Annotated in this window: 15 protein-coding genes; 3 read left to right on the forward strand and 12 right to left on the reverse strand. The window is 45.4% G+C overall.

Annotation, left to right across the window (positions count from 1 at the left end; translation table 11 throughout):
* Window positions 1-11 precede the first annotated feature (11 nt).
* From fadD to AK966_RS05310, 6 genes are all read right to left on the reverse strand, one after another.
* A complete protein-coding gene (fadD, locus tag AK966_RS05285) occupies window positions 12-1,703 on the reverse strand; it encodes a long-chain-fatty-acid--CoA ligase FadD (protein WP_099079354.1) in 1,692 nt (563 codons plus the stop codon).
* A 105-nt stretch (window positions 1,704-1,808) separates the two neighbouring features.
* Window positions 1,809-2,663, reverse strand: a complete 855-nt coding sequence (locus tag AK966_RS05290; protein ID WP_099079359.1) for an alpha/beta fold hydrolase — start codon at window positions 2,661-2,663, stop codon at window positions 1,809-1,811.
* Between the two features lie 6 nt (window positions 2,664-2,669).
* Complete coding sequence (locus AK966_RS05295; protein WP_099079353.1) at window positions 2,670-3,227, reverse strand: Slp family lipoprotein; 558 nt, start codon at window positions 3,225-3,227, stop codon at window positions 2,670-2,672.
* A 24-nt stretch (window positions 3,228-3,251) separates the two neighbouring features.
* Window positions 3,252-3,557: a chromosome partitioning protein ParA gene (locus AK966_RS05300; RefSeq protein ID WP_099079352.1), complete on the reverse strand. Its 306-nt coding sequence runs from the start codon at window positions 3,555-3,557 to the stop codon at window positions 3,252-3,254.
* 49 nt (window positions 3,558-3,606) lie between these two features.
* The gene (tsaB, locus tag AK966_RS05305; protein WP_099079351.1) at window positions 3,607-4,308 is read right to left on the reverse strand and encodes a tRNA (adenosine(37)-N6)-threonylcarbamoyltransferase complex dimerization subunit type 1 TsaB; all 702 of its coding nucleotides are present in this window, start codon (window positions 4,306-4,308) and stop codon (window positions 3,607-3,609) included.
* A gap of 58 nt (window positions 4,309-4,366) precedes the next feature.
* Window positions 4,367-6,277 carry an ATP-dependent DNA helicase gene (locus AK966_RS05310; RefSeq protein WP_099079350.1) on the reverse strand — a complete coding sequence of 637 codons (1,911 nt, stop codon included), beginning with the start codon at window positions 6,275-6,277 and terminating at the stop codon, window positions 4,367-4,369.
* A 217-nt stretch (window positions 6,278-6,494) separates the two neighbouring features.
* Between AK966_RS05310 and purU the strand changes: the two genes are divergently transcribed.
* Complete coding sequence (gene purU / locus AK966_RS05315; RefSeq protein WP_119463668.1) at window positions 6,495-7,328, forward strand: formyltetrahydrofolate deformylase; 834 nt, start codon at window positions 6,495-6,497, stop codon at window positions 7,326-7,328.
* A gap of 78 nt (window positions 7,329-7,406) precedes the next feature.
* Here purU and AK966_RS05320 read toward each other — a convergent pair whose 3' ends face one another.
* Window positions 7,407-8,003, reverse strand: a complete 597-nt coding sequence (locus AK966_RS05320) for a VOC family protein (protein WP_099079348.1) — start codon at window positions 8,001-8,003, stop codon at window positions 7,407-7,409.
* A 220-nt stretch (window positions 8,004-8,223) separates the two neighbouring features.
* Between AK966_RS05320 and argS the strand changes: the two genes are divergently transcribed.
* Together argS and AK966_RS05335 are read left to right on the forward strand one after the other, a co-directional pair.
* The gene (gene argS, locus AK966_RS05330; RefSeq protein ID WP_099079347.1) at window positions 8,224-9,957 is read left to right on the forward strand and encodes an arginine--tRNA ligase; all 1,734 of its coding nucleotides are present in this window, start codon (window positions 8,224-8,226) and stop codon (window positions 9,955-9,957) included.
* Between the two features lie 110 nt (window positions 9,958-10,067).
* Window positions 10,068-10,496 (forward strand): HIT domain-containing protein, encoded by a 429-nt coding sequence (locus AK966_RS05335; protein ID WP_119463669.1) that lies wholly within the window; start codon window positions 10,068-10,070, stop codon window positions 10,494-10,496.
* 94 nt (window positions 10,497-10,590) lie between these two features.
* On the opposite strand, the gene AK966_RS05340 is transcribed toward AK966_RS05335, so the two are convergent.
* The 5 genes from AK966_RS05340 to AK966_RS05370 all read right to left on the reverse strand — a co-directional run bounded on the left by AK966_RS05340 (window position 10,591) and on the right by AK966_RS05370 (window position 18,565).
* The gene (locus AK966_RS05340) at window positions 10,591-10,821 is read right to left on the reverse strand and encodes a FeoC-like transcriptional regulator (RefSeq protein WP_099079345.1); all 231 of its coding nucleotides are present in this window, start codon (window positions 10,819-10,821) and stop codon (window positions 10,591-10,593) included.
* Window positions 10,818-13,091: a Fe(2+) transporter permease subunit FeoB gene (gene feoB / locus AK966_RS05345; protein ID WP_119463670.1), complete on the reverse strand. Its 2,274-nt coding sequence runs from the start codon at window positions 13,089-13,091 to the stop codon at window positions 10,818-10,820. The genes AK966_RS05340 and feoB overlap by 4 nt, the downstream gene beginning before the upstream one ends.
* A complete protein-coding gene (locus AK966_RS05350; protein ID WP_099079343.1) occupies window positions 13,091-13,318 on the reverse strand; it encodes a FeoA family protein in 228 nt (75 codons plus the stop codon). Before AK966_RS05350 ends, feoB begins: the two co-directional genes overlap by 1 nt.
* 782 nt (window positions 13,319-14,100) lie before the next feature.
* Window positions 14,101-17,481, reverse strand: coding sequence for an AraC family transcriptional regulator (locus AK966_RS05365; RefSeq protein WP_099079341.1), 3,381 nt, complete (start codon window positions 17,479-17,481; stop codon window positions 14,101-14,103).
* 208 nt (window positions 17,482-17,689) lie between these two features.
* Window positions 17,690-18,565 (reverse strand): zinc ABC transporter substrate-binding protein ZnuA, encoded by an 876-nt coding sequence (locus tag AK966_RS05370; RefSeq protein WP_099079340.1) that lies wholly within the window; start codon window positions 18,563-18,565, stop codon window positions 17,690-17,692.
* Between the last annotated feature and the right edge of the window lie 54 nt (window positions 18,566-18,619).

The following is an 18,619-nucleotide window of genomic DNA, read 5'->3' on the forward strand; positions in this document are numbered from 1 at the left end:
AAGAATTCGACTTACGCGCTCTTCTTCGCGAGCTCTGCATCGTTCTCTTCACGTAGTACTCGGCGAAGGATTTTACCTACGTTGGTCTTTGGCAAATCATCACGGAATTCCACCAATTTAGGGATCTTGTAGCCCGTTAGGTGTTGGCGACAGTGCGTGATCAACTCGTCTTTGGTTAGGCTAGGGTCACGTTTGACAACGTAGATCTTAACCAATTCACCAGACACTTCGTGTGGATGACCAATCGCCGCAACTTCCAATACTTTACCGTGCAGCGCAACCACATCTTCGATTTCGTTCGGGTACACGTTAAAGCCAGACACAAGAATCATGTCTTTCTTACGGTCAACAATGTGTAGGAAGCCTTCGTCATCAAACTTAACGATATCACCCGTCGATAGCCAACCATCTTCATTGATCACTTCTTTAGTGGCTTCAGGACGCTGCCAGTAACCTTGCATAACCTGTGGGCCACGAACTTGAAGTTCTCCCGTCTCGGTGTTTGCTAATGGGTTACCTTCTTCATCAACGATACGTACTTCTGTTGATGGCACCGGCAAACCGATAGAACCGTTGTACTCCACTAAATCATGCGGGTATGCCGCGACCAATGGCGAACATTCCGTTAGGCCGTAGCCTTCTAGCAGATAACAACCTGTTGTCTTTTGCCATCTTTCAGCAACCGCGCGTTGCACCGCCATACCACCACCTACAGCGAGACGAAGATTGCTGAAATCCAACTCATGGAAATCTTCATTATTCACCAGTGCGTTAAACAGAGTGTTTACACCGGTAATCGCCGTGAATGGGTATTTCTGTAGCTCTTTAACAAAGCCAGGAATATCACGCGGGTTAGTGATCAGCAGGTTATTCCCACCCATCTCTACAAATAATAAACAATTCACTGTCAGCGCAAATACATGATATAGCGGCAGTGCAGTAACCACTAACTCACGACCAGGAGACAAGACTGGGCCGTATGCGCCTTTCGCCTGCATCACGTTTGCGATCATGTTGCGGTGTGTCAGGATCGCGCCTTTTGCTACGCCTGTTGTACCACCGGTATATTGCAGAAATGCAATATCATCGCCTGACATAAAGGGTTTCACGTACTGAAGACGACGACCTTTGTGCAACGCTTTACGCATTGAGATTGCCCCCGGCAGATCGTACTTAGGCACCATGCCCTTCACGTACTTGACGACGAAGTCAACCAGTGTGCCTTTAGCACGTGGCAGCATTTGACCAAGACTGGTTAAAACCACATGCTTCACTGATGTGTTTTCAACGATTTGCTCGAGTGTGTTCGCGAAGTTAGAAACGATAACGATCGCCGTTGCACCTGAGTCATTTAGCTGATGCTCTAGCTCTCGAGGAGTGTAAAGTGGGTTCACATTCACTGCGATACAACCTGCACGCAAAATACCAAACAGCGCAACTGGGTATTGCAGCAAGTTAGGCATCATTAACGCAACTCGGTCGCCTTTTTTCAGCTTAAGTTCGTTTTGCAGGTATGCAGCAAATGCGCGGCTACGCTCTTCCAGCTTGCGGAAGGTCATCACCGAGCCCATATTCATGAATGCTGGTTGGTCTGCGTATTTTTGTACAGACTGCTCGAACATTTCTACCAAAGACTCATATTGCTCTGGATTGATGGTTTCAGGTACGTCACTTGGATAACGTGAAAGCCATGGTTTATCCACGATGTTACTCCTCGTTTATAACTGGCTAAAAATAGCGTCTTTTTAATTTTGAACACTATTACAGCACAGCAAACGTGCTTGAGCACGTAACTCTCAAACACTTGTTTAGATTTTGTTAACTACACCAAGAATCCGCTCTGCGACCTCGAGTGCTTGCTCTAAGTGACAGTGATGTCCACCGACGACAGAGACTACTTTTGGCAGGTTCTCGCCCCAATCAACTTGGTTAGACTGTAAATGTTGGAATCCTTTATCACCCAGTATGATCAGATGAGGGCAACGTATCTGACTGGTTATTGCGTTTGCGTGCTCTTGCGCCATACGATAAAGCGACGCACATTTCAGCTTAGCGTCATGCCGCCAGAACCATTTGTCTTCTCGACATTCTGTTCCGCGCTCAACAATTGGCATTAATTGGTCTGCCGTTAAATGATTCGTTTGCATTCGCAGCTTTAACGCCAGGTCGAAAGAAGCGATGGCCCTGTTCGACTTACTCTGTTGTCGATGCCGACTCAGTACACCATCCCGCAAACGCTGCAGGCTATTGTCGGGGGGTTCTGATAGCGGACCCGCCCCTTCAATTTGCACCAGCGCTTCAACCCGCTCAGGAAACGCTGCACTATAACAACTTGCAATCAAAGCACCAAGCGAATGCCCTACTAACATCAGTCTGTTTGATGATAATTTGTCCAACAACTGGTGCAAGTCGTCAATATAGTCATGAAAAGGATAATAATTGTCGTAAGATTTATGGCTGGATAAACCATGACCAAACAGGTCAATCGCTAACAAATGAATATTAGGGTTGAGCTGATGTAGCCTTTCCATCAACACTTTAAAGCTACCTGCGTTATCCATCCACCCATGAAGAAAAACAACTGACAGTTCAGTTCGTTCAACACTTCCAACTTCAAGGGCGGCCATCGTTCCCGCTGGGAGCTCAAATCGACGCTCGTTGATCACTGACTATTTCACCTGCTTGATGATTTTTCCGTCTTGAGGAAAATCTGCACGCATCATGCGACAGTTGATGGAATAACATGGGTAAAAATACGTTGGCGTATCGTAAGTGCGCACTCGCTCTTCAATCTTCCACAAACGATAGCCATCTCCGTGCATCACTGGGAAAATATAATCGTGTTCACCTATCTTGCCTTTCTCTTCTCCCTCACCTTTACCAACAACGGTAATTAGGCGACCTTTGCTAAAAGCGACGGGCTCAAGATAACCATCAAAATAAACCGCGAAACGACCTAGTGGCTCTTTGTTGAGATCGGGCTTACCGGATTTGCTGATAGGAAGGTTAACGATTTCGAGACGAGTTTGATTTTTCAGGTTATCGACTTTTGCAATAACACCACCAAGGCGAACATCATTTGCTGCTTGCCCTTGATCCTGGGCAAAGGTTTTGTAATCGGTCAAAACCTGCTCAGTGCTTGCGCTCAGCTCTTCAGGAAGCGAGCTACAGGCAGAAAGCCAAAATGCTGCAACGATAACCGGAAAAATGCGTCCAGAAAATTTCATAAACCACCACTATTAATTTGTTTGTCAGACATAGATATCGACACCAAACAATTGATCGAGTTCCTCTTTTTTCGCTCGATTCATGATATCCATATACTCTTCCATTGCCTTACGCCCACGTCCTTCTGGGAGGTCGTATTGGACTTGAGCTCGATGAATTTGAGACTCATCCACTTGCTTTATGGAATGCGCTACCGCGTTTGCTACCTTGGATGGATGGCCTACGGGCTGGTTGTTTTTGGCTTTCTTTACCTTGCCATTTTTAGCGACTTTATTGGTGCGGTTGGCACCTGGTATTAGCGCGGAAGGTAAACCATTAATCGATGCCATAACGCTCCATAAAAAGGCAGGGTAAACGCCCTGCCTTTTGTCATGCTAATTACTCGCGCCCCGGAAGCTTCTTCCACGTCACATTATCACGTAGATAAACCGGGCTCGATTCTTCTACTGGCACGGTATTACCTTTCGCCAGCTCTTGTTGTGCGAGAATCACAATGTCTTGTGAATCTGGGTAAAGGACTTCACTGCCCGTGACGCTAAATGGCAGGCCAGCAAGTTCAGCTTGATACGCCTCCCAACCCGTACCTGCAGTGGTCCATGTTTTATCGTCTGCTTGTACTTCTTCTGTTAGGCGTCCTGGCGGAATCACGCATTCTGCATCCACGCCCGCCCATTCACCGTTTTCTTGGCGAGTGTAACGTGCCCAGTAGACTTCGCTCATACGCGCATCAATGGCAACCGCGACGTCAGTGGCACCTTGTAGGCGATAACTTGCTTGTGCCATCGCGGCCAGCGTAGAAACGCCAATCATTGGTAGGTCGGCACCAAATGCCAAACCTTGTGCAATACCAATACCGATACGCACGCCAGTAAAACTGCCCGGGCCACGGCCAAATGCCAATGCGTCCAGATCTTGTAGAGTTAGACCGGCTTCTTTCAGTACTTCGTCAACCATAGGTAACACTTTTTTCGTATGGTCACGAGGTGCAACTTCACTGCGTGAAATCACTTGGTCATTAACCAGTAGAGCAACTGAACAGTTTTCAGTTGCGGTATCGATAGCAAGAATTTTTGCGCTCATGTAATTCTCTACAACTCTTCTTTGATTTGGTTATGCCACAGCTCTCGTCTATGGCCCATTATTCTGTTTTTAAGAATGCTTTGATTCGGTCTAAATCACGCGTTCTTGGGATGGGCGGTAAACTTCCGAGGAAGACGCCACCGTAATCACGTGTCACCAAACGATTATCACAAATGATCAACGCACCACGGTCTTTTCTGTCTCGAATCAAACGCCCTACCCCCTGTTTTAAGGTGATCACCGCATCAGGGATTTGCACTTCTGCAAATGGCTCACCGCCACGTAATCGACAATCTTCGATCCGGGCTTTCAGTAGCGGGTCATCCGGGGCGGTAAACGGTAATTTGTCGATGATAACACAGCTCAACGCATCACCTCTAACATCGATCCCTTCCCAAAATGCACCAGTCGCCACCAGCAGTGCATTACCTAGCGCCATAAACTCGGCAAGGGTCTTTTGTTTACTCATCTCACCTTGCATCAGTACAGGCAGATCCAGTACTTCACGGAAGCGCTCACCAAGCTCACGCATCATGCTGTGCGAAGTACAAAGAAAGAAGCAACGCCCCTGGTTTTCTTCAATCACGGGAGCAAGCATGTGCACCAGTTTATCAGACAAGCCAGGGCTATTGGGCTCTGGTAAATAGCGAGGCACACATAGACGTGCCTGCTCCTCATAATCAAAAGGAGAGGGTAAAGAAAACGCCTGCTTGGGTTTCAACCCCAGACGATCGGTAAAGTGTTTAAAATCCCCCGATACTGCTAAGGTTGCCGAAGTGAAGATCCACGCACCTTGTTTAATTTCTATCTGCTCATGAAATTTATCCGCCACTGAAAGAGGCGTTATGTGCAAAGCAAAATGACGTGGCGACGTGTCATACCAATACGAATACCCCGTGATGTCGACATCACAGACCCGATCGATTCGGCCTTTGATCAAATTCGCACGTTCAAATGCAGTATCCAACAGCTGACTTCTTCCCAAGGCAAGTTTCAGTACATCGATGGCAAGCTCAAGACTATCGATCAGGCGGATTAACTCGCGCTTAATCGATTCCGATTGCATTGCCTCACGCCAGTTACCTCGAAAACCTGGTTCGCCAAGTACGATGCGCATGTCCATTGCACTTTGCATCAGCTTATCGCCCACTTTTTGCAGTTGGCGCATGTCTTTTGCTTCTGTGCGATAGGCAATTTCAATGTCTTTGGCCAGTTCATGAATTTGACGACTCGACACTGTCTGACCAAAGTATTCACTCGCAATATCTGGCAGCTGGTGAGCTTCGTCGAAGATAAACACATCAGCTTCAGGGATCAGTTCACCAAAGCCCGTTTCTTTAATTGCAAGGTCGGCTAGGAACAAGTGATGATTGACCACCACAACGTCGGAGTCCATTGCGCGTTTACGTGCTTTCAGAACAAAACAATCGGTGTAACTCGGGCAATCTTTACCCAAACAGTTATCATTGGTCGAGGTGATGGTCGGGATGATCATGCTGTCTTCCGGCAGATCGTCACAATCCCCCAAGTCGCCGGTTTTGGTCTCTGATGACCAAGCTCGTACCTTGACTAGCTGCGTTAACAAAGTGGGATCGGACTCGGTGGAATGACTTTCGACCATCTGTCGACTTAGACGGTCTAAACAAAGGTAATTAGACCGTCCTTTAAGTAACGCGACCTGACCATAAAAGCCTAATGCATTGACCATTAAAGGCAAATCACGATGGTACAACTGCTCCTGTAGGTTTTTGGAACCGGTACTGATGATGACTTTTTTGCCACTTAACAACGCTGGTACTAGGTAGGCAAAGGTTTTACCTGTCCCCGTCCCCGCCTCTACCACTAGCTGGCTTTGTTGCTTGATCGCACTACTGACGGCTTCTGCCATGTCTATTTGTGGCTGACGAGCCTGAAAGCCCGGAATCGCTTTACCCAAAGCACCATCAGAGGAAAATGTTTTTGCAATCATGCCTGATATCTGGTTAGTAAAATTGGTGTGAGTATACCAGAGGATAGAGTGTGACATCAGCCCACAATACGGTCAGCTTACGGCTCAATAGTGATAATTGGTTGAAACCATGTCGAGAATAGATTATTTATGAAGTCAGATTGCCGTACGATTCACGCTTCTAAAGTGAGTACTTTACTCGTGCGCTAGAAAAATAATGTATGGAAGCATCTGATTTATGGAAAAGAAAACACTGTTGACCCATTGCAGCGACGCTCCGGGTTTGATCTCAAAAATCACGAATATCTGTTATAAGCATCAACTGAATATCGTTCACAATAACGAATTTGTTGATAACACCAGTGGGCACTTCTTCATGCGAACGGAGTTAGAAGGATACTTCAATGACCAAACGTTCCTTGCCGATTTAGACCAAGCACTGCCGCAAGGTGCGAAACGCACTCTTGTCAGCTCTCGTCGTAAACGCATCATTATCTTAGTGACCAAAGAAGCCCATTGTTTGGGTGACATTCTAATGAAGACCTACGATGGCAGTTTAGATGTCGAAATCGCAGCTGTGGTGGGTAACTACGATAAACTGCAAAACCTCACTGAGCGCTTTGATATTCCTTATCACCATGTGACCCATGAAGATCTCAGCCGTGAAGAACACGAGCAAAAAATGCATGAAGTGATTCACCAATACGATGCCGATTACTTGGTGCTCGCTAAGTACATGCGCGTACTAACGCCTACCTTCGTAGAGAAATACCGTCATAAGATCATCAACATTCACCACAGCTTTTTGCCCGCATTCATTGGTGCGAAACCGTATCAGCAAGCGTATGATCGCGGCGTGAAGATCATTGGTGCAACCGCGCACTTCGTCACGAATGACTTAGATGAAGGCCCAATCATCAAGCAGGACGTGATTCCAGTCGATCACACGTTCAGCGCACAAGATATGGCTCAAGCAGGCCGCGATGTAGAGAAGAACGTTTTGAGCAAAGCGCTAAATAAAGTGCTCAATGACCACGTTTTTGTTTACGGGAATAAGACGGTTATTCTTTAAAGGCCTCACATTTGAATACAAAAAGGGTTGCTCATTGAGCAACCCTTCTTTTTCTACAAGCCGTTAAAAAACGTTTAATTACGCCTGTTCAGACTCCACAATGCGCTTGAGTGAATGTGGGTGCAGTTTGATACAAATACCTTGATACTTAAATGCCACCGTCGGGTTGTTTAAGCGCTCGCCTTCGCCCTTCGGGCTAGACAGTTTGATCTTCACGCCCATCTCTTCTAGCTGTTCAAAGTGCTCACCAAATGCAGGGTAAGTATATTTCAGATCAGCGAAAAACTCATCTGCCGTTTCTGCATGCGATGGAATGACAAACTCCACGTGCTCCCAGCTTTCAGTTGGGTAAATTTTACCTTCCGCTGGGTATGGCAATTCCAGACACTCAATCTTCCAGCCACGGCTTTCCAGCGCTTTGTCGAATTCAATCACGATGATTGGGCGCCCATTGATTTTCGCTTGTGAGATCACCTTGCCGTATTGATTCCAAGCTTCATGCGCGGCTTTGGCTGTATCGCAATCATTGATTCGCAGTGCAATATGATCCGCTTGGGCAAAGCTCAGGTCTAATTTAAGCATCAAAGCGAACGCTTCAATCTTTGCCATAAAGGCGTCCAAATCTTGGATCATCAGCTCAGGTGTTAAGCGCTTTTCTACTAATGGTGTGCTCATTATTGCTCTCTTTTGGGGCCATTTATCTCTTTACTCTGGGCGCAATAGTAAACCCTATCCGCCGCATATTTCCATTCAATCGAAAAAGTAAAAATTTCCCCCAATCCTCTCTGTATGAAAAGCAATAAAGTTGTTATCATTAATCCTATTTTTGTGAACTCCAACAGTACTCGGCCCCTGTCTTGCCGAGTTCTTCGTCCTTGAATTGAAGGAAACGCGTGTGAATATCCAAGCACTTATTAATGACAAAGTATCTCAGGCTCTAGAAGCCGCTGGCGCACCTGCAGGCAGTCCTGCAGCTGTTCGTCAATCAGCAAAGCCACAATTTGGTGACTACCAAGCAAACGGCGTAATGGGCGTTGCTAAAAAACTGGGTACTAACCCACGAGAATTTGCACAGAAAGTACTGGATGTTCTAGAGCTAGACGGCATTGCGAGTAAAACAGAAATCGCAGGCCCTGGTTTCATCAACATTTTCCTAAGCGAAGAGTTCCTTGCGAAACAAGCTGACGCCGCTTTAGCCGATTCACGTCTAGGCGTAGCGGCAGAAGCAGCACAAACTATCGTTGCTGACTACTCTGCGCCAAACGTTGCAAAAGAAATGCACGTTGGTCACCTACGTTCAACCATCATCGGTGATGCCGTAGTTCGTACGCTTGAGTTCCTAGGCCACAAAGTGATCCGTGCGAACCACATCGGTGACTGGGGTACTCAGTTCGGTATGCTTATCGCAAACCTTGAGCGCGTACAGCAAGAGTCTGGCGAAGTATCTATGGAACTGGCTGACCTTGAAGGCTTCTACCGTGAATCTAAAAAACTATACGATGAAGACGAAGAATTTGCCGTAAAAGCTCGCGGCTACGTTGTTAAACTGCAAAGCGGTGACGAGTTCTGCGCAGAAATGTGGAAGAAGCTGGTTGACGTAACCATGATCCAAAACCAACGCAACTACGATCGTCTAAATGTATCTCTTACTCGTGATGACGTAATGGGCGAGAGCATGTACAACGACATGCTGCCTAAGATCGTAGCAGACCTTAAAGCGCAAGGTCTTGCGGTTGAAGATGACGGCGCACAAGTTGTATTCCTAGAAGAATTCAAGAACAAAGACGGCGAAGCAATGGGCGTTATCGTTCAAAAACGCGACGGCGGCTTCCTGTACACCACCACGGACATTGCCTGTGCGAAATACCGTTACGAAGAACTAGGCGCAGACCGTGTACTTTACTTCATCGACTCTCGTCAGCACCAACATCTAATGCAAGCTTGGACTATCGTTCGCAAAGCGGGTTACGTGCCTGAGTCTGTCTCTCTTGAGCACCACGCATTCGGTATGATGCTAGGTAAAGATGGTCGTCCATTCAAGACTCGTGCAGGTGGTACGGTTCGTCTTGCTGATCTTCTGGATGAAGCAGAGGTTCGTGCAGCACAGCTGATCGAATCTAAGAACCCAGAACTAGCAGAAGACGAGAAGAAAGCGATCGCTAACACGGTTGCAATGGCAGCGGTTAAATACGCAGACCTTTCTAAGCACCGTACCACGGACTACGTGTTCGATTGGGACAACATGCTCGCGTTCGAAGGCAACACGGCACCGTACATGCAATACGCTTACACTCGTGTAGCATCTATATTCGCTAAAGCTGGCGTGTCTATGGATGAACTACAAGGTGAAATCAAGATCACTGATGAGAAAGAGAAAGCGCTTATCGCAAAACTGATGCAGTTCGAAGAAGCGGTTCAATCTGTTGCTCGTGAAGGTCAACCACACATCATGTGTAGCTACCTATTCGAACTAGCAGGTCAATTCTCTAGCTTCTACGAAGCGTGCCCTATCCTAGTGGCTGAAGACGAAGCGGTGAAACAAAGCCGTCTGAAGCTAGCAGCGCTAACAGCGAAGACCATCAAGCAGGGTCTGTCTCTACTAGGTATCGATACTCTAGAGCGCATGTAAGCGAATCGATAATTGAGATAATTAAAAAGGTTGGCGTGAAAGCGTCAACCTTTTGTTTTATCTGACGTATACTGACGCCAGATAAAACAAAAGTTAATTGGAATACCATCATGAGTTTTGAACTGCACCCTCAACTGGCAAAAGACACCATCGTTATCGGTCATTTCCCACTATGTGTTGCGCTTCTGCATAAAGACAATGCGGTGCCATGGGTTATCTTGGTACCTAAACGTGCAAACCTAAAAGAACTGCACCACTTACCAATGCAAGAGCAGCAACAGTTTTTGCTAGAGTCTCAAGCGGTAAGCCAAGCGTTAGAGGCTACATTTCGCCCTGACAAGCTAAACCTTGGCGCACTAGGCAACATGGTGCCACAACTGCACATTCACCATATTGCTCGCTTCAAAGACGATGTGGCATGGCCGGGACCAATTTGGGGTAACACCAAAGGTGAATTCCGTACAGAAGAAGAGCAAAACGAAGTGCTTGGTCGAATTAAGAACGTGCTATCACTGAGCTTTATTTTCCAAAAAGCCTAAATTTAGAAACCTGTTATAGCTAGAGCTCAGAGAGCAACAAAAAAGCCGCATCATTGCTACTGCGGCTTGGTTGTTTTTGCGTGATTACTTTTAGCTACATGGTCACTGTCAGTGACAGCCCATCTTGCCTTGTCACTGCGTAGCGAACACGGGTAACATCATGAGCTTTATTGGTGTCCACCAAACGCGTAATTCGACCTTTATTGATCCACACGCTCAACATTGCGTCGGCACCATCTTCACTCATCCCAAACTGCTTAGCCAGATCTGACTGGGAGACGGTTCCTTTGTCTACAATGTATTGATAAAGCTCTTTTAAAATCATACTACTTGCGCCTCTAGTGTACGTTGTTTTTCACCTACCCACTTAAAACCAATATACGTCGCAATAAAGATAGCGATAATCACGACTAGCCAAATTGAACTGCTCACAGGGTGAGCGAGTAAGTGCATTGCTTGGTAATAGAACGTCGCACCGAGATACGCCAAACCCATTGTCCACGCGGCAATAAAACGTGCAAACTTATGGCCGAACTCACGTACGTAAGCCCCCATCGCCGCCACGCAAGGTGTATAAAGCAGAATGAAGATCAGGTAAGCAAATGCTGCATTGCCAGACACAAATTGCGCCTTAATATTGCCGAAAATAGAGGCATCAACTTCTTGCTCAGCAGCAACAGCATTTGAGTCAGTTAGATCGCCCACTTCAATTCCTAACGGGTCTGAATAACTTAAGCCTGCGAAATTGTCAGGAATCGTCATCACGGCTTCCTCCAAACTCGCCATTAAATCAAAACCAGCCGACTCTTCGTCACTTGTCGTGGTGTATAGGCTGTTAAGCGTACCGACGACAGCTTCTTTCGCGAAGATACCGGTAATGATACCTACCGTTGCTGGCCAGTTGTCTTCTTGAATGCCGATTGGTGCAAATACGGGGGTGACCACTTGTGCCGCTTTAGATAGTACTGAGTTTTGACTGTCTTCGTTACCAAAACTGCCGTCGGTTCCCAACGAGTTTAGGAAGCTAAGCGCCGTAACCACGACCACGATGGTTTTACCAGCACCCAAGACAAAACGCTTCAGTTTTTGCCATGTTTTAATGACCACGTTTTGCAACGTCGGCAACTCGTAGTTTGGCATTTCCATGACTAGGCTATCGCTGCTACCTGGATAAAGCGTCTTTTTCAGGAACACCCCCGTAAAAATAGCCGCGATGATGCCCAATAGGTAAAGCGCAAACACCACGTTTTGGCCTGAGTCAGGAAAAAATGCCGCTGCAAACAATGCATAAACCGGAAGACGTGCACCACACGACATAAATGGCGCCATCGATGCTGCTAATTTACGCTCGCGTTCTTGATCGAGTGTGCGGGTTGCCATGATAGACGGTACGTTACAACCAAAACCAAGAACCAATGGGACAAACGCTTTACCCGGCAGTCCAATTTTCTGCATCACTTTATCAAGTACAAATGCGGCGCGCGCCATATAACCGGAGCTCTCAAGCACGGCAAGGAACAAGTACAAACACGCAATAACTGGAATAAAGGTCGCCACCGTCTGAATACCGCCACCGATACCATCAGCGATCACTGTCACTAACCAAACCGGTAAGTGTCCATCAAGTAAATAGTGTCCACCGTCAACCAACAGTGCGCCGACACCAATATCAAAGAAATCAATGAATGCACTACCGATGTTGATAGAGAACATGAACATGAAATACATCACAACAAAAAAGAATGGAATACCGACCCATTTATTCAAAATGAATTGGTCCAGCTTCTCTGTCACACTGCGACTTAACTTACCCTCACTACGGCGAACTTTCTTACATTGTTCGTGTAGGTGAGTGTACTTGGTATCCGCCACCTGCAAATCAACATCAAGCTCCAACGTAGCAATCGCTTCGCTGACCACTTTGCGGTCAGCGTCAGACATGCTATTTAGCACTAATGCGTCTTTTTCTAATGCCCGAATAGCCAACGCCCGATGAGAAACAGTTTGATCATTAAAAAGGGTCGAGACGTTGTCGATCGCCGCTTCCATCTTGTCACCGTAGTTCAAAGATATATCTTTAAGAGCGACACCTTGAACGAGCGACTTGTGTAGCCTTTCTTTAAACTCAAAGACTTGTCCCTTGTTTGTGGCAGATATGCTCACGACAGGACAGCCTAGCGCTTTTTCTAGCTCGGCAACATTGATAATTTGACGTTCACGCTTAAGCGCATCCATTTTGTTTAATACAACAATCATTGGACGGCCTAGCTCTCGAAGTTGCAGCGTAATATATAAGCTACGTTCTAGGCTTGTTGCGTCAACAACGTTAATGATCAAGTCCGCTGGATGAGTTAATACTGCCCGAGATGCAATCGACTCATCGATGCTATTACTATCGTTACCGCTATCTAAGGAGTAAATACCTGGCAGATCGGTAACCAGAAAATCATCACCTGCATGCTTAAATTGACCCGTTTTCTTTTCTACCGTAACGCCCGCCCAGTTACCAACCTGCTGTTTGGCGCCTGTCAGACCATTAAAAAGCGTCGTTTTACCACTATTTGGATTACCAACCGTCAGAACTTGATACTGCATTACACTCGCTCCACTGTAATGTTTTGTGCAATGGTTTCTCTTAACGCGACAGAAACGCCACGCACTTCCACTTGCAATGGATCGCCCATTGGTGCACGTCTAATCACTTTTACTACAGTGTTTGGAAGCAAACCCATTACCATAAGCTTTTTTCTGACATCCGATGTAAGACCGTCTAACAGCCGAATTGTTACTGTATCTCCAGGTGTAATCTCTGATAACTTCATAGCGACCCTTAAAAAATAAATACCAATGATAAGCATTATCATTAGTAATAATTAATTTGACGATGATACCTCGCTCTTCCTTCTGTTTTATTGTGTGAAATCAAAGATTGCACTTATGCCAAGCGTAATTCGCTACGTCAACTCCGTTAATATTAGACTCGTCACTTACGTCAAAATGAAAGAAAAAGCACACAAAAAAACACAACAAATACGCAACAAACAAAGTGTACATGAAAATAAATTCCTTACATTTCAATATCTTAGCTACAAATCCGACCCTGTTGTCGGTTTTTTCATGTAAACTTGTCGTTATTTTTATAAGAAAAATAAGTAAGATTTCGTATAGTTAACCCATCGAGAGGGCGACCTCTCAAATAAATTCCAGAGGTGGTATGGCAACATGCCACTCCGGCAGCAAGCGAAGGTGTCATTGACACCCGTGGTATGGTCCCCCCGGCTATACCACGACTTTTTTTTTCTACTCTTTCTTCATTACATCTCTCTTTAACTCCCTTTAAATCCAAAACATCGGCTCAGTACCCCCACATCACTATTACCTTGTGACGCATTATATTCTGGGGTGAACGTTCTATTACGCAAACCGTACACTCCTCACAACGACCCGCTGCCAGATCGTCTCCCTTACTGCGCAAGTAGTGTGCTTAAACTTAGCGACTGTAATCAAACCTCTTGAGTCATACCCTCGGTAGACGACGCCCATTGTGCCAATACAAAAAAGCCCAGCCTAAAATAGACTGGGCTTACTAATACGCTATTCAACACTACAAGCTAACTTGGCTATCTTGAGCCATCGCAAATTTTGATGGTGGTAACCCAAAGTGAAGTTTGAACTTCTGACTAAAGTAAGAAGGGTCATTAAAGCCGCAATTGAATGCAACCTCACTGATTTTTTCACCAGCAAGAAGTTGTTCACAAGCGGTCTCGAGACGTACTTCAGTAAGGTAATCTTTAAATGTTCTCGAAGACGCTGATTTAAAACGCCGCTGCAGACTTCGCTCAGACATAAACAACATTTTCGCAGCAGATGCAGTACCAAACTCCGCATCGTGATAGTGCTCAGCCACCAATTGGTAGATTCTCACCAACCACTCCTGCTCAGGCGGTACACTCTGACTCGGCTGCGGCTGCTCAACCTCAATAAACTCTAATAGTGGCTCATCGACATGACTAGGCTCTTGTGCACAAGGCCAAGTAATTTCAATCTTGTTTTGCGCATCAGAAGTAAACATCGAGAGCTGCCCACCACTGACGGCAACCAACTCCGGTAAATTATCCATACTCAAATCACCACCGCTAGACGATAAACGCGTTGTCGGTGCTTTACTTGGAAGCTGTGTCCCATGGTCAATAAAGCTTAATGAAACAACATCATGCCCTTGTTCAATGCTGACTTTAACCGATTGCCCGTGGAACGATCGTTTGATTGCATTGGCAAATATGCTGTTGAAAATTACGTCAAGATTAAAGCTTTCTAATGCAATACGGCTCATTTTATCATCGTCGTTAAGCTCGACTTTGATGCCGGCTTTTAAGAAATCTTCCTGCCATACATCCACCACAGATTGTGTTATCTGACTCAAATTGTAGTTTTGGCTTCCACCATGACGGCCTTCCGACGAATTATTAAGCTCTTTCAATTGCCAACTGGCTTTCGATATATGGTCCTGGGTTTCCGAATCTAGCTCCGTTGGGAGTCGATTTACAATAGCATCAATACTGGTTTTAATAGACCGAGCGACATGATCTACCAATAAGTTTCTAACTTGTATTTGCTTTCTAAGCTGTTGGTTACTGGCAAGAAGTACCCGGCTTTGGTGCCTTAACTGATTGGTTTTTAGTGTAACCTGAGCTGCCAATTCTCGGTTAGATTGTACAACATACCGAGAACGCCAATAAATCAACAGTATAATAAAAACACACCCAACGAAAACGAAACCAGCAATAGCTCGCTTTGACATAAACCATGGTTTTAGTACGACAAAGCGTGAATCCAATCCGATGATCTGTTTACCTAGCTGAGAGTCATTGCTCACTTGAAGGTGGTACTCACCAGACTTAAGGTATTCGAGTGTTAACACTTCCCCATCCAAGGACTGCCACTGCTCATTCTGATTTAAGCGATAATACAGATTTTGGTTATCAGATTTTGGCATTACACCAAATCGGAAGCTCAGCGAAGAGCCGTAAGGTAATTGCACCCCTTCGAGATCCGCACTGCCAACCTGAACCACTTCATTTTCCAACAGAACTTGGCTAAAAATAATTTTAGACTCTGGTGATTGCGAGACAAGCAGCTTCGATGTGTTCGCTTTTACCAGTCCAAATTTTGAACCAAAGATCAATTGTTGCTCACTGCCATCTGTGCGTTGATTAGCACTACAGACTCCGGATAAAAACTCATTATTTATTAAACCGGAAGAGGATGAATAGTGCTTTAAAAGTTGACCGGACAAATGGTAATAACTTAACCCGACAGAAGAGGCTAACCAGACGCCTTTTTTATCACTCAACATACAAGCTGGGCGTGAGTTTTCCAGGCTCATCTCCAGCACATGTTTCTCTCTACTGCCAGGGATGGTTTTAAAAATACCATAAGCAGAAGCGAACCATTGCGCCCCATCTGGAGTCGTCATGATATTAAGTGATTCACCGAATTGTTCTGAGAAGTGGTTAAAGCGGATCCGGTCGCCATCGTACTCATAGACACCATGATCTGTACCGATGAGAAGCAACGCATCTTTATCATAAAGTCGCGTTATTTTTGCTGGTAGGTGTTTACTTACCAGCCAATCACTACCAAAGTTTCTTACCTCCTGACTTTCTACATCAATATTAAAGAGTTGATAGCCACTTGAAACCCAGAGTCGAGTGGCACCATCAGCAACAATATGCTCGATTTGACGCCCAGTCAGGGTGTGTAAGTACGGAAAAATAATCGGGTTTAAACTGTCGAGATCGTAGATCTGTAATCCTGTTGACGTGGCAAGCCAGAGCTTTTCATTAAGAAATGTAAACTCATTAATTTGAGCGGGAATATTGAGCACATCCATGCTGCCTCGAGGCCCGGTGCGATACAGTTTATGATCATCAATAAACCACAAAGCACCATCAGGCCCGGGTAATATCTGCCTTAGTCGCCCAGATAAGGTGTGCGAGTCGTAACCACTAAAAGTGACACGTTCAAACGTCTTACTAAACAATGAGTGATAACGAATGCCTTGATTGGTCGCAATCCACATTCCTCCCATGCTATCGCTCAAAAGCGAGTAAACCTTGGTGTTGGCTATCTCCAACTCCAGAAAGCTAGCGGGCGCAACTTTCGATATTTCTCCTGTAAGAAAAGAGTAAAGATAGAGGCCATGTTCTGTCCCTACCCAATACTCTTGATTACTTTCAGCAAAGGTCAATACATGTGACTGCCCAACTTTGATCGCTGGGCTGTTGGGCTCGTATATATTGAAAATTAACGCGCCTTTCAGCGTTCCAACTAAAATTTCACGCCTGGTATGCGAATAATAGACTTTCTCTACATAATTTTTCCCAGAAGGGGTCACATGATTAAACCGCGTTCCCTCAGACAAATACACCCCAGATGTCGTTGCCAACACCCACTTAGTCTCAACAAAGATCGCGTCATTGATATAGACATAGCTGTTATTACTGTGCTGATACAATTGCAACAAAGAAAAAACGGTTAACGCACTTGTCGAAAGATCATACGTATAGAAGTTCGCTCCGTCACTGACCCAAATATACTTGCTTGATGCACCGATCTTGCGAATTTGAGAACCAGGGCTAAGACTAAATATGAGTTGCCGCTCTTGATTTGGGTAAGTCTGGTAAACCTCATTTTCGACAAAAGTCCAAAATGAACCGTTGTGATAAGCTAATTGTTCCGCTTTGTGCTTAAGAAAGCTTCCTGACTTTGGCAAGGTCTTTTGGCCGTCATAGAACAGCACTCGCCCTCGAACATCGTGAATCCATACCCCGCCTTCCACACCTGGAAACAGCTGTTTTGCTGCAATGAAAGTCCCCTCAGCCTGATTCGGCAAAGGGTAAAAAACCGCATTGGCATCACTTAAGGCAAATACTTGAAATGAGATGATAAAACCCAATACCACTCGGGCTAAATGGCGCAGCAAGATAAAATCCTTTCATTAATCTATTTATGGCGTTCCACGGTTTGCTCTGCCTTAAAAGCCAAGCATCAATGTCGTTATTTTTAGCCACTAATTATGAATAATGATATCTCAAATCCCTATAGAGAAAAGACTCGTCTTACCAAAGGTTTCAATTCTTACTGTTAGATCACGATAAAAAGTCGTCTCTCTTAGGAAAGCAACAATATTGTTACGGTTTCCCTAAACATTGGCTAAAGCTGTTAGCCATGTTTTGTAATAATACGAAATAGCTGCCTGATCGAACTTCAATGTCGCTTCCAAGAGGGTCAAGCGTACCATTGCTAACATCGCTACCGCGCAACACACTTTCAACAACTGCAGGAGTGAATTGTGGTTCAGAAAACACACATTCAACATCCCCAGCCGCCAGTGCCTTTCGTATATGAATTAATGTTTTTGCGCCCGGCTTGCGATCCGGTGTGACGGTAAAATGGCCAAGATTATTCATTCCGAAATGTTCTTCGAAGTACCCATACGCATCATGGAAAACGAAATACCCCTTATCTTGAATGGGTGCAAGTTGCTGCTCAATTTTAGCGTCGGTTACATTGAGTTGTTCTTCAAATTTGGCAAGATTCACTTCGTACTGATCTGCATTTACTGGATCCACCTCAGCTAACTTATTTGCCACAGCGAGCGCCACTTGTTTCACTGGTTCAACACCAAGCCAAAAGTGAGGATCGTGAGAGCCATGGTCATGACCATCATGATTGTGTTCAGTGTCATACGCGCGCAGTGCAAGACCTGGAATGTTACTCAGTGTGAACGTATTAGAACGTTCAGCCATCACTTTCTCTAAAAAAGGCTCAAGATCATGCCCATACCAGATAACCAAATCTGCAGAGGCGATGTTTCTAACATCCGACGGACGAAGTGCGTAATCATGAGGCGACGCATTAGATTGAAGCAATACTTGCGGTTGAGTAATACCGTCAGTCAACTCACTAACGATCATTTGAATAGGTTTAACACTAGTCAATACCGATATGGCGTGCGCTGGTAACGTTAGCATTGTCGCAGCAGCGAGAATTAGGACTCTTTTCATAGTTTTACTTGGGGGATCACGTGGAAAGTGCAATAATGTTACATTATAACATTA

The sequence above is a fragment of the Vibrio sp. PID23_8 genome (assembly GCF_003584965.1).
GTDB lineage: Bacteria > Pseudomonadota > Gammaproteobacteria > Enterobacterales > Vibrionaceae > Vibrio.